At 33.4% G+C, this 11738-nt stretch carries 13 protein-coding genes; 9 read left to right on the top strand and 4 right to left on the bottom strand.

Going from position 1 to position 11738, the window contains the following annotated elements; all coding sequences use genetic code 11:
* Nucleotides 1–428: 428 nt before the first annotated feature.
* Nucleotides 429–1112 (bottom strand): DUF4294 domain-containing protein, encoded by a 684-nt coding sequence (locus OJ995_RS12955; RefSeq protein ID WP_264369819.1) that lies wholly within the window; start codon nucleotides 1110–1112, stop codon nucleotides 429–431.
* A 110-nt stretch (nucleotides 1113–1222) separates the two neighbouring features.
* Here OJ995_RS12955 and OJ995_RS12950 point away from each other — a divergent pair, with 110 nt between their 5' ends.
* The 5 genes from OJ995_RS12950 to OJ995_RS12930 all read left to right on the top strand — a co-directional run bounded on the left by OJ995_RS12950 (nucleotide 1223) and on the right by OJ995_RS12930 (nucleotide 4960).
* A complete protein-coding gene (locus OJ995_RS12950) occupies nucleotides 1223–2320 on the top strand; it encodes a M42 family metallopeptidase (protein ID WP_264369818.1) in 1098 nt (365 codons plus the stop codon).
* A gap of 257 nt (nucleotides 2321–2577) precedes the next feature.
* Complete coding sequence (locus OJ995_RS12945) at nucleotides 2578–3213, top strand: hypothetical protein (protein WP_264369817.1); 636 nt, start codon at nucleotides 2578–2580, stop codon at nucleotides 3211–3213.
* A 181-nt stretch (nucleotides 3214–3394) separates the two neighbouring features.
* Nucleotides 3395–3610: a hypothetical protein gene (locus OJ995_RS12940; protein ID WP_264369816.1), complete on the top strand. Its 216-nt coding sequence runs from the start codon at nucleotides 3395–3397 to the stop codon at nucleotides 3608–3610.
* Between the two features lie 24 nt (nucleotides 3611–3634).
* On the top strand, nucleotides 3635–4351 hold the full coding sequence (locus tag OJ995_RS12935; protein ID WP_264369815.1) for a hypothetical protein: 717 nt from the start codon (nucleotides 3635–3637) through the stop codon (nucleotides 4349–4351).
* Between the two features lie 189 nt (nucleotides 4352–4540).
* A complete protein-coding gene (locus OJ995_RS12930) occupies nucleotides 4541–4960 on the top strand; it encodes a DUF3157 family protein (RefSeq protein ID WP_264369814.1) in 420 nt (139 codons plus the stop codon).
* Between the two features lie 64 nt (nucleotides 4961–5024).
* On the opposite strand, the gene OJ995_RS12925 is transcribed toward OJ995_RS12930, so the two are convergent.
* The 3 genes from OJ995_RS12925 to OJ995_RS12915 all read right to left on the bottom strand — a co-directional run bounded on the left by OJ995_RS12925 (nucleotide 5025) and on the right by OJ995_RS12915 (nucleotide 7976).
* The gene (locus OJ995_RS12925; protein WP_264369813.1) at nucleotides 5025–5975 is read right to left on the bottom strand and encodes a phosphoribosylaminoimidazolesuccinocarboxamide synthase; all 951 of its coding nucleotides are present in this window, start codon (nucleotides 5973–5975) and stop codon (nucleotides 5025–5027) included.
* Nucleotides 5976–6086: 111 nt separating this feature from the next.
* The gene (locus tag OJ995_RS12920; protein ID WP_264369812.1) at nucleotides 6087–6596 is read right to left on the bottom strand and encodes a hypothetical protein; all 510 of its coding nucleotides are present in this window, start codon (nucleotides 6594–6596) and stop codon (nucleotides 6087–6089) included.
* 426 nt (nucleotides 6597–7022) lie between these two features.
* Nucleotides 7023–7976, bottom strand: coding sequence for a PhoH family protein (locus tag OJ995_RS12915; RefSeq protein WP_264369811.1), 954 nt, complete (start codon nucleotides 7974–7976; stop codon nucleotides 7023–7025).
* Nucleotides 7977–8082: 106 nt separating this feature from the next.
* Here OJ995_RS12915 and OJ995_RS12910 point away from each other — a divergent pair, with 106 nt between their 5' ends.
* From OJ995_RS12910 to gldG, 4 genes are all read left to right on the top strand, one after another.
* Nucleotides 8083–8910: an SAM hydrolase/SAM-dependent halogenase family protein gene (locus OJ995_RS12910; protein ID WP_264369810.1), complete on the top strand. Its 828-nt coding sequence runs from the start codon at nucleotides 8083–8085 to the stop codon at nucleotides 8908–8910.
* 8 nt (nucleotides 8911–8918) lie between these two features.
* On the top strand, nucleotides 8919–9215 hold the full coding sequence (locus tag OJ995_RS12905; protein WP_264369809.1) for a putative quinol monooxygenase: 297 nt from the start codon (nucleotides 8919–8921) through the stop codon (nucleotides 9213–9215).
* A gap of 86 nt (nucleotides 9216–9301) precedes the next feature.
* A complete protein-coding gene (gene gldF, locus OJ995_RS12900) occupies nucleotides 9302–10027 on the top strand; it encodes a gliding motility-associated ABC transporter permease subunit GldF (protein WP_133610940.1) in 726 nt (241 codons plus the stop codon).
* Nucleotides 10027–11709: a gliding motility-associated ABC transporter substrate-binding protein GldG gene (gene gldG, locus OJ995_RS12895; RefSeq protein ID WP_432419334.1), complete on the top strand. Its 1683-nt coding sequence runs from the start codon at nucleotides 10027–10029 to the stop codon at nucleotides 11707–11709. Before gldF ends, gldG begins: the two co-directional genes overlap by 1 nt.
* Nucleotides 11710–11738: the final 29 nt, after the last annotated feature.

Raw genomic sequence — 11738 nt, 5'->3', positions numbered from 1 at the left:
CTGATAACAAGGATTTAATATTAAAAGTTTTTTTTAGGGGTTTGCCGCAAGGAACACAAAGGTGGCGTAATGGTCGCGAAGGTAATTGTTCGAATGTTTTGTTTTATACTATATATATGTATAGTTTCAGGTTGTGGGCTTAACTGCGTTAAGCAGTAGCCTGCTGCGCAGGAGATTCCTACTTCGGCGGAATGACAAAAGCAAGAACAAGAACAAAAGCAAGAACAAGTACAAAGTGTTGCTCGAGTTACGAGCCAGTGAAATAGTTATCTGGAATACCTAACGTCTTGCCTAGCCCCGATGGGAGTGGAAATCCTTTTTCTTTTTTGTTGCCTTCGAGTGCCTCAGGTAACAAAAAAGAAAAAGATTGTAGCGGACAGCGGGACTGAGAGTCTTTATGGAATGTAAAACGTGTGCTTCTAAAAAAATTATTCTTTAGGTGTTGTTTTAGGCTGAAGTTTAATTTTATTAATCCAGTGTTCGTTAAGTTTGTCGAAGTCTATGGCTTTTTTGGCTTCTTGTTTTGAGAGTTGCCCTTGATTGAAAGCCGCATTTAGAATACCTTCTATATGGTAGTCTTCTTTTATGTCGTATGGTTTGTACTCGGTTTTGAGGTTGATGTCGAATAAATAGGCTGTGGAGTTTGCCCAAAAGGCTTTCCAACTACTTTTGTATTCCTTAATTAAATCGAAAGTGGTGCTTCCGGTTTGGCGGTAAATTAGTTTGACTAGGATTTGACCGTCTTTACGAGATAGCTTTTTTAAACGCGGCTCAAATTCTTCCTCTAAATATTTTTCTACGATTTTAAAGTATTTCTTTTTTTCGCGACTGGTTTTTAGTTTTGCCATGGTGGCATTTAACTGTGTTAATTTATCAGCCGTTAATTTTGCATACGGATATACTTTAAAGATTCTTCTCTTTAATATTAGTTTTGCTTTTTTATCTTCATCCATAGAATACACACTATTGGGAGTGAAGATGATTTCTTTTAATTCGATAGAATATACAATAGACGAATCCTGTTGCGTCATTTTTAACGTATCCGTTTCGGTTTGAGCAAAAGAACAAGTAGTAATGAACAATAAAAAACTACTCAATAATAATTTGTACATGGTGTTTGTTTTTATACTTTTTAACTCACTGCAAAAAGTAAACCAAAATTATCGAAATATTGTGAAACTCTAATTACTTATTTCTATTTTAGCAAAAAATTATAGTTAAGATGAGTACAAAATCGATATTAAAGAAGTCGTCGATGACTTTTTTAGAAAATTATTTGAATAATGCTTCGCCAACAGGATACGAATCGGAAGGGCAAAAACTTTGGATGGACTATTTAAAACCATATGTTGATACCTTTATTATCGATACCTACGGAAGTGCTGTAGGAGTTATTAATCCGGATGCGCCTTATAAAGTAATTATTGAAGGTCATGCCGATGAAATTTCGTGGTATGTGAATTACATTACCGATGACGGATTAATCTACGTGATTAGAAACGGAGGTTCGGATCATCAGATTGCGCCATCGAAGCGTGTAAACATTCATACGAAGAAAGGCATTGTTCGTGGTGTTTTTGGTTGGCCAGCGATTCACACTAGAGGCAGAAGCGGAAAAGCAGAAGAAACAGCAAAAATTGAAAACATATTTATTGATTGTGGTTGCTCAACGAAAGCCGAAGTAGAAGCTTTAGGCGTTCATGTGGGTTGTGTGATTACGTATCCTGATAATTTTGAGATTTTAAACAACGATAAATTTGTATGTAGAGCCATTGATAACCGCATGGGTGGTTTTATGATTGCCGAAGTAGCGCGTTTATTAAAGGAGAACAAAAAGAAATTGCCTTTTGGATTGTACATTGTGAACTCGGTGCAGGAGGAAATTGGTTTGCGTGGTGCCGAAATGATTACCCAACGCATTAAACCAAACGTTGCCATTGTAACCGATGTTTGCCATGACACGACTACGCCAATGATTGACAAAAAAATTGAAGGTGATTTAAAAATGGGACGCGGACCTGTTATTGCTTACGCTCCTGCAACACAAAACATTTTACGTGAAATGATTGTGGACACAGCTGTAGAAAACAAAATACCTTTCCAACGTCATGCGACTTCTCGCGTTACGGGAACTGATACTGATGCTTTTGCATACAGCAATGGTGGTGTTGCCTCGGCTTTGATTTCGTTACCGTTGCGTTATATGCACACTACTGTAGAAATGGTTCACCGCGACGACGTAGAAAATGTAATTAAATTAATTTACGAAACGCTATTGAAAATTGAAAATAACGAAACATTTAGTTATTTTAAGAAATAAAAAATTAGTTCGAGCGAAGCGAGAACCGTTTTTTACAACTAACACCCAAAGTCCTCATTTTTTGAGGACTTTTTTTTCGCATTTTTGAAATTTTAACACAAACTGCAGAAAAACTACAGCAATTAGGTGGAGAGAATTTTGTTATATTGCAGGAGAATTGACTTTATCAGTAGTAAACACCCAAAATTGGGTAGATATGTATGATTTTGTCAGACATATAAACAAGTTGTGAGTAATGCTAAGAATAATACGTTAAAATGACACCAATTCAGAAAACAAAAACAGAAAAGAAAGTATTAAGAATTTATGTTGATGGAAAATGGAATTCAACAGAATTTTCTAATCTATTTGAAAGTTTCTCTCTTTTATATCAATTACTGATTGAGCTAGATAAAATACAAACTGACGAATCTCAGTATTACTTAAATGTTCCTGATAGCCAACTTTCAAAATCACTATTGAATATTAATGGTCAATTATACAAGAAACTAAATTTTCCAGAAGCTTATGAAAATGAGAAAAAATTCGAAGGAATGTTTATGTCTCCACTTCAGTATCTTTCAGAGTTAGAAAGAGAAGTAATCGAAGATTTAGAGATAAAAGAGATAAAATATGCTTCTCCTGGTTTTACTGATTTCGCAGGAATTGGAAAAATTATAGAACAGTTATTTAATATTTTGAAGTATTATTTTCCAAATAAAAACGAGCGTTTACAGAATCAAATACTTCAGCAAGATTTAGTGTCTAAAAAGATTTCTAATCTTCAAATACTAGGATATTCAAAGAAAGATTTAAGAAAGCTTTCCGATACTCGAAATAATGCAATTTTGAATTTAAAGCAACTTGAGCTTGAAGATAAAATAAAAAATTTCGAAATACAGGACTTAAATTAGAAGCACTACTCACAACAGCGGTTTCGCGCAATTGCTAGTTTTATCTTTCTTGGAAAACACTCTTAACTTCAGTATTTCTTATTACATTTTTCTTTAACTTGCAGCTACTGACGCGAAGTCGCGGAACGTTATAGACCATTTTGGCTAACCACAAGAGATTAACATTTAAAACAAAATAAAGATGGCATTTCACTTTTCATTTACCGTTCCTGATCACAAGGAAAGACTAACTGCACGAGTAGATAATTTAATAAAAGAATTTGGTTTAAAATCTGAACCTACAAAAAGAGAGAATGGAATTAAATACTCATTAACTTTTAAGACTGAGGAAGAAAAAAATGCTTTTAATAAGGCGCTTTCAAATGCAGTCCCAGAATTATGGAGAAATGAGAAGTAAATTGAAATAGAAGCGAAAAACAATATGAATAGATTTTATATAATTGCGTCAGAAGGCGAAGAACCCGAAAATGAATTTATTATTAAAAATTTTGGTGATAAAGTGCCTCAAAATAAAGTATACATGGCAACTCAGGGATATATAGATATTCGAAAAGATTACATTCCTGCAAAACCTAAAGATTATGATTTAAAATTCATTGCACATCTACGTACTCTAAGTCCAGTATATAAAACATTTGAATTTTTAGATTTTCATTTCGAAAAATATAATAGCGATAAGCAAGAATTTTTGAAACAAATAAAATATTCCGTATTGCCACTATTAAGTAATAATAAAACTTATACTAACATTATTAATGAATGGCTTGAAATGAAAGAACCTAAAAAAACAACTGAATCTACAAATTATACTATAAAAACAGGTGACATTAATGCTCCAGTTCAATTTCAGCAAAGTGTAAATCATTCAAATCAAACTCAGTCTTTTGACTATTCTGCTGAACAAATTCAAGATTTCTTTAAAATTCTAAAAAGTGATATAGTGAATTTAGAAGAAGCTAAACAAGAAGAATTCAATACGGAAATCGAATATGCTACAAGACAATTAAATAAAGGCAAAGATATTAGCTCTCAATTAACTGAAATTGGTTCCTTAATACAAAACACTGGAATTTCATTTTTTGTTAACCTTGCTTCTTCTGGAGTTTTTGAAGTAATAAAACCATACTTAGGTCTATAATTAAAAACAGCTTATAACAGCGGTTTAGCGAAATTGCTGTTTTTAACTATACGTATTCACGATAAAAATTTATCTTTAACAGAGAATAATTCGTTAGCCGGTATCTCAACTGAAGCTAAACTTCAAAACATTGTCTGTAATCATAAGACAAACCTCGCTGTAAAATAAAAAACCATTAAAAACAGAAATATGAAAAGAATATTTATTTTAGGTGTATTATTAGTATCAACATACACATTTGCCCAAAACAAAACTGCCACAACAGAAGATGGTAAAAAAGTAATCCTTAAAAGCGATAAAACTTGGGAATATGACGAATCTAAAAAAGAAGCTAAAAACACTTGTGTTATTGAAACTGGCTTTAAAGAACCTAAATATAACACAAGTAGCTCTTGGAAAAAAATGGGCTCTACAGTTGATGATTTAAAGAAGCATATTTCTGTTGATATGGAAGTAAAACAAGACAAAATAATTTTACTTGAAGTTTCAGAACAATTAGGTAATGGGGTTTATATTGTTTGTGTTGATGGACAAAAAATGAAATGGAGAAGAACAGGTTCTATATTCAGAAAAGATGGAGAAGATGTTTTAAATATGAAAAACGAATAATAATTGTAACATAAAAAATAATAAAAACCACAAAAAATCCCGCTTTCGCGGGATTTTCTATATCTTATCTATTCTGTAAATAACTCAAAACGTTTTTCTCAATTCTTTCATTGATGTTGGAAATATCTGCTTTTACGAATTTTTCTCCAATGATGTTTTCGAATAACTCAATGTAACGTTCTGAAACTGTTTCAATGTATTCGTCGGTCATGTTTGGAATTTGTTGTCCTTCTTTTCCTTGGAAACCGTTTTCAATTAACCAACGACGCACGAACTCTTTTGACAATTGTTTTTGTTCTTCGTTGTTGTTTTGTCTTTCTTGGTAGCCTTCTGCGTAGAAATAACGAGAAGAATCAGGCGTGTGGATTTCGTCGATTAATACGATTTGTCCGTCTTTTGTTTTCCCAAACTCGTATTTCGTATCCACTAAGATTAAACCACGAGATGCTGCAATTTCAGTTCCTCTTTGGTATAAGGCTCTGGTGTATTTTTCTAAAACTAGGTAATCTTCTTCGGTTACAATTCCGTTAGCTAAAATAGCTTCGCGAGAAATGTCTTCGTCGTGAGAACCGTTATCCGCTTTAGTTGTTGGCGTGATGATTGGTGTTGGGAATTTATCGTTTTCTTTTAAACCTTCTGGCATTTCCACACCGCAAAGGATTCTTCTTCCTGCAGCATATTCACGCGCTGCATGTCCTGATAAATACCCACGAATTACCATTTCCACTTTGAAAGGCTCACATAAATGTCCTACCGCTACGTTTGGATCTGGAGTTGCTACTAACCAATTTGGTACAATATCAGAAGTTAATTCCATGAACTTCGTAGCAATTTCATTTAGGATTTGTCCTTTGTAAGGAATTCCTTTTGGTAAAACCACATCAAATGCCGAAAGACGGTCGGTAGCCACCATCACTAATAAGTCATCGTTGATATTGTAAACTTCTCTAACTTTTCCACGGTACACCGATTTTTGACCTGGAAAATTGAAATTGGTAGTTGTAATTGTATTCATTATGTTGTGTTGTTGTTTGTCGTGCAAAAGTAAACTATTTATTTTCTTCCAAAAATTATTTCATAAAAAAAGAGAAGCTCTTTTGAACTTCTCTTTGTTATTTTTTTTCTACTATTTAAACATAATATTATACGTTACCCCAACACCTAAAGAGCGAATGGCAATGTCTTCGGCAAAAGTATTTTGGTAATAGCCGTAAATATTCCATTTTTTGTTGTGATACCCAATTTGTGGATTAATATACAATCCTCCCGAATTATCAACATTAGTTAAGAATCCGTAACCGAAATCGGCACCTACAAACACTCCTTCAGTTTGAAAATAATATCTCGCGAAACCTGCTAAAGGAATCACTCCGAAATCATCAAAGTCATCTTTTCCAAAAAAATGATTATACCCAGAAGCAATACCAATTCCAAAATGCGGATTGAACAAATATTGCCCTCTCACATCTACTCCCACATTGAAAGACGAAATATCTTTTACATCTCCCACAGGAACACCAGCAGTTAATCCTGCTTTAAACCAAGAATTCTTTGTGGTAATATCCACTTCAGGAATTTCTTGTGCATAACTTAAACCATAACATAACGTGGCTAAAAACAAAACGACTTTTTTCATACTTGTAAATTTTAAGGTTTACTTTTTAACGAGGAAAATTGAGGTTTTATTTTCTAAAGGGTTGAATTATAAGATTTTTTTAACTTTTATGGGATTACCTATTTAATGAAAAAAGACGCTAATAAAAGCGTCTTTTTGACTAAGTTAGAATATTATAAGTTTCCATTAAACAAACAATTGAAGCAAAAACATAAAACCATTTATTTCTGAAATTCAAAAATGCTAAAAGACAATTTATCACAATAATTCCACTAAAAATCAAATAAATATTTTTACTCTTATAAATTGAAAATCTTCCAAAAAAATCGGAACCAAACGGATAATTACTTGAATCTATAAAACAAATTTGAACTAATTCTGAAATTGAAACTATTAGAAACAACGATATAATTATTGATAAAATAACTTTCATTTATAACAAATGAATTAATCATTATTCTCAATACTCTTATACGCATCAATAATTTTCTTCACTAATCTGTGACGCACGATATCTTTATCATCTAAATAGATAATTCCCACACCTTCTACATCTTTCAAAATTAGAATCGCTTCTTTCAAACCTGAAATCGTTCTTCGTGGTAAATCCACCTGACCTGGGTCGCCTGTAATCATAAATTTGGCATTTTTTCCCATACGTGTTAAGAACATTTTCATTTGGGAATGTGTGGTGTTTTGCGCTTCATCTAAAATTACAAAGGCATTATCTAACGTTCGTCCACGCATAAAAGCCAAGGGCGCAATTTGAATGATTCCTTTTAAAATGTAGTCTTCTAAAGTTTGCGGAGGTAACATATCGCGCAATGCATCATATAAAGGTTGCATGTACGGATCTAGTTTTTCCTTCATATCACCTGGAAGAAACCCTAAATTTTCCCCTGCTTCAACCGCAGGACGCGTTAAAATAATTCGTTTAACTTGTTTTTCTTTTAAAGCTTTCACCGCCATTGCCACACCCGTATAGGTTTTACCTGTTCCGGCTGGACCAATAGCAAACACCATATCGTTTTTGTGAATGGTATCCACTAGTTTTTGTTGATTAGGCGTCATCGCTTTAATTAGCTTACCTCCTATTCCATGCACTAAAATTTTGTCTCTGTCGTGCATGTGTTCGGCATCATGTTGATGACTTGTTTCTAAAACCCTCAAAATAACATTATCATCTATACTGTTGTAACGCGTAAAGTGATTCATTAATCTTCTGAAGCGATTTTCAAATTCATCCAAGATTTCAGGCTCACCATACGCTTTAAGAGTAGTTCCTCGTGCTACGATTTTAAGTTTTGGATAATACTTCTTAATAGATTCAAGATGAGCATCTTGCGCACCCCAAAATTCTTTTGGAGCAATGTCGACTAATTCAATGATTCTTTCGTTCAAAGGCTTTCTTTTTTTAATTATTTTTGAAACGCTAAAATTATAGTAGCTTTGCAATCAAATTTAGTAAAAACTACTGTTGGATTTCAAATAAGTTATAAACAAAAAAATGTCAATAATTACGCTAATCACCGATTTTGGACACAAAGACTACTTCGTAGGCGCTTTGAAAGGCAAAATTCTGTCGGAACAAAATGACGCGGTTATTGTTGATATTTCGCACGAAATTGACTTATTCAACACATTAGAAGCGAGTTACTGTATTGAAGCCGCATATTCTAATTTTCCAAAAGGCACCATTCATATTATTGGAGTGGATAGCGAACGTGTTGGCGATACCCAACATATTGCCATGCAATGGGACGATCATTACTTTATTTGTGCAGATAATGGCATCTTGAATACCTTAATTCAGAAGAAAATCCCACAGAAAATTGTTGCTATTACTATTCACGACAGATTGAATACCGATGTGAGTGATATGGATGTTTTTGTAGCCGTGGCTTGTCATATTTCGAGAGGTGGTTTGCTGAATGTTATTGGAAAGGAAATTCAAACATTAAAACCGGTGAGTGTGTTGACTTCTGCTATTTCTGATAATTTAGCTGAAATAAAAGGACAAATCGTGTATATCGATTCGTTTGGAAATTGCGTTACTAATATTTCGCAAAAACAATTTAACGATACGGTTAGAGGTAGAAAATTTGAAATCATCATTAAAAATAAAAAGATAACCCGTTTGCACAAAAGCTATTCCGATTTTCCAGTTTCTGATACGAAGCAACTGAAAGATTTAGAAGGCGACTTCTTGGCTTTATTCAACGAAAATGGGTATTTAGAAATTGCTATTTACAAAAGTAATCCTAAAACAGTGGGTTCAGCCGCTACTTTATTAGGATTGCATTTTAGAGATAGTATTTCGGTAAAATTTAAATAAAACAAATTATGTTCATAAGAATTGTAAAAATGCGTTTTCAAGAAGATAAAATCGAAGCTTTTTTAAATAATTTTGAAGAAGTGAAACACCACATACGAAACTTCGAAGGAAACCGTTTCTTAGAATTGTATCAAGACAAAAACGACAAACGTATTTTCTTTACCTATAGTTATTGGGAAAACGAAGAAGCGTTAGAAAATTACAGAAAGTCGGCTTTGTTTGATGGCGTTTGGACATACACAAAAACGCTATTCAGCGACAAACCTGAAGCTTGGAGTGTGGATAGATTGGTAACATTAAATTAGAATTTAGAATTTAGAATTCAGAAATTAGAAGTTGGAGTTGAGAGTTAAAAAACTTGAAACTTGAAACCTGAAACAAACAATAAAAAATGAAAGCATTATTATTACGAGAAATAAAATCCTTTTTTGGTTCGCCAATAGGATATTTAGTCATCGGGATTTTTCTTTTACTCAACGGATTATTTCTTTGGGTTTTTGAAGGCGAATTCAACATATTAAACTCGGGTTTTGCCGATATGAGTCCGTTTTTCAAATTGGCACCATGGATTTTAATTTTCTTAATTCCTGCCGTAACCATGCGCAGTTTTTCGGATGAGAAAAAACAAGGAACTATTGAATTGTTATTTACCAAACCGCTTTCTAATTGGGACATCGTAAACGGAAAATTCTTAGGCGCTTTAGTTTTAATCATTTTAGCGATTGTTCCAACGATTATTTATGTATTGACGATTTCACATTTTGGAAATCCGCAAGGCAATATTGATATGGGAAGTACGCTAGGTTCGTATTTCGGATTGTTATTCTTAATTGCTGCTTACACGGCGATTGGAATTTTTGCTTCTACTTTATCAGATAACCAAATTGTGGCATTTATAATTGCTGTTTTTTGTTGTTTCTTTTTCTATTTCGGATTTGACGGCATTGCTTCTTTCCTTGGAAATTATAGTTCGATGTTTGCTGCTTTAGGAATGGATTATCACTTTAAAAGTATGAGTCGCGGTGTGTTAGACACGCGTGATATTGTGTACTTTGTGAGTGTGACGTTTTTATTTTTATCGGCAACGGTTTATCAACTTAAATCTTTGAAATGGTAATGAAAGAAAACAAATCAAAAGCTTTAAAGCAATTAGGAATTGTATTTTTAGCGATAATCGTTATCAATTTAATCAGCAACTTCTTTTTCAAACGTTTCGACTTAACACAAGACAAACGTTATACTTTATCGGAAACGACCTTAAACATTATAAAAGATGTAGAAAGTCCGTTATACATTGAAGTGTATTTAGAAGGCAACTTTCCACCAGAATTCAAGCGTTTACAAAACGAAACCAAACAACTTTTAGAAGAATTCACGGCTTATAATTCAAACATCATTTTCAACTTTAAAAATCCGATTGAAAAAGAGGAAACGCGAGTAGAAAAAATGAAAGAATTCTACGCGAAAGGCATGCAACCATTGAGCATCACCGTGGAAGACAAAGGAAAACAATCGCAAGAAGTGGTTTTTCCTTGGGCACAAGCAACGTATGGCGATAAATTCACGAAAGTGGCTTTATTGAAAAACTTAATGGGAGCTTCAACGGAACAAAAAGTGATTAGTTCGGTGCAGCATTTGGAATTTGGTTTTGCAGAAGCTATCAATAAAATTTCGAAAGAAAAACAAAAGAAAATCGCAGTAATCAAAGGTAACGGAGAAGTTTTAGAACCTTTCATGGCCGATTTCTTAAGAACAGTTAAAGAAAGTTATTACATCGGACCTTTTACATTAGATTCGGTAGCAAAACAACCAACACAAACTTTAGAAGCGCTTAAAAAATACGATTTAGCCGTAATTGCTAAACCAACGGAAGCGTTCACCGAAGAAGAAAAACAAGTGTTAGACCAGTTCATCATGAATGGTGGAAAAACCTTGTGGTTAGTCGATGTAGTTTCAGCAGACATGGATAGTTTGTACAACGAAACCGGTACTATTTTAGCATCGCAACGCGAATTGAATTTGACGGATATGTTCTTCAAATACGGAATTAGAATCAATCCGTTATTGGTGAAAGATGAATATGCGACTCCTATCAAATTAGCATCAGGAAATCAAGGAAGCGAAACGCAAATGCAAGAATACACTTGGAAATTTGCTCCGTTTATCTATCCTACTTCAACGAATCCGATTGTGAAAAACATGGAAGGGATTAAGTTTGAATTTGCTTCTCCAATCGAAATCCTGAAAAACGATATCAAGAAAACGGTTTTATTGAGTTCGTCTGAATATTCGAAAACCGTTGGAACACCAAGTCCGATTTCATTAGATATGGTTACAGAAGAAACCACTCCTGAAGAATATGAAGGTAAAGGCTTGCTTCCAGTAGCAGTTTTAATGGAAGGAAAATTCAAATCAGCTTACCAAAATCGTATATTACCATTTAAAGATAATTCGTTCCAAGCAACTGGAAAAGACAATAAAATGATTGTTATTTCAGATGGTGATATTATTAAAAATCAATTGGATAAAGGTGTTCCATTAGAATTAGGTTTCGATAAGTGGACGAATCAATTATATGGCAACAAAGAGTTCTTAATGAACTGCGTAAATTACCTTTTAGACGACAACGGACTTATTAACATCCGTAGTAAAGATGTTGATTTACCACTTTTAAATAAGGAAGAAGTGTATAAAAATTACACCATGGCTCAAATGATAACTGTCGGATTACCAATAGTTATTTTGGCTATCTTTGGGTTTTTATTTACTTTCTTACGCAAAAGAAAATACAGCCGCTAGTTGTTGATAATTTGTTTTTGCGTTTGAGT

This window comes from Flavobacterium lacisediminis (genome assembly GCF_025909975.1).
Classification (GTDB): Bacteria; Bacteroidota; Bacteroidia; order Flavobacteriales; family Flavobacteriaceae; genus Flavobacterium; species Flavobacterium lacisediminis.
Note: the sequence above shows the minus strand (reverse complement) of the source record. Positions and strands in the feature narration are given on the sequence as shown.

What these genes read in the sequence shown, in the direction of transcription:
- OJ995_RS12955 (WP_264369819.1), bottom strand. Translation starts at nt 1,112, where the DNA reads ATGTACAAATTATTATTGAGTAGTTTTTTATTGTTCATTACTACTTGT.
- OJ995_RS12950 (WP_264369818.1), top strand. Translation starts at nt 1,223, where the DNA reads ATGAGTACAAAATCGATATTAAAGAAGTCGTCGATGACTTTTTTAGAA.
- OJ995_RS12945 (WP_264369817.1), top strand. Translation starts at nt 2,578, where the DNA reads ATGACACCAATTCAGAAAACAAAAACAGAAAAGAAAGTATTAAGAATT.
- OJ995_RS12940 (WP_264369816.1), top strand. Translation starts at nt 3,395, where the DNA reads ATGGCATTTCACTTTTCATTTACCGTTCCTGATCACAAGGAAAGACTA.
- OJ995_RS12935 (WP_264369815.1), top strand. Translation starts at nt 3,635, where the DNA reads ATGAATAGATTTTATATAATTGCGTCAGAAGGCGAAGAACCCGAAAAT.
- OJ995_RS12930 (WP_264369814.1), top strand. Translation starts at nt 4,541, where the DNA reads ATGAAAAGAATATTTATTTTAGGTGTATTATTAGTATCAACATACACA.
- OJ995_RS12925 (WP_264369813.1), bottom strand. Translation starts at nt 5,975, where the DNA reads ATGAATACAATTACAACTACCAATTTCAATTTTCCAGGTCAAAAATCG.
- OJ995_RS12920 (WP_264369812.1), bottom strand. Translation starts at nt 6,596, where the DNA reads ATGAAAAAAGTCGTTTTGTTTTTAGCCACGTTATGTTATGGTTTAAGT.
- OJ995_RS12910 (WP_264369810.1), top strand. Translation starts at nt 8,083, where the DNA reads ATGTCAATAATTACGCTAATCACCGATTTTGGACACAAAGACTACTTC.
- OJ995_RS12905 (WP_264369809.1), top strand. Translation starts at nt 8,919, where the DNA reads ATGTTCATAAGAATTGTAAAAATGCGTTTTCAAGAAGATAAAATCGAA.
- gldF (WP_133610940.1), top strand. Translation starts at nt 9,302, where the DNA reads ATGAAAGCATTATTATTACGAGAAATAAAATCCTTTTTTGGTTCGCCA.
- gldG (WP_432419334.1), top strand. Translation starts at nt 10,027, where the DNA reads ATGAAAGAAAACAAATCAAAAGCTTTAAAGCAATTAGGAATTGTATTT.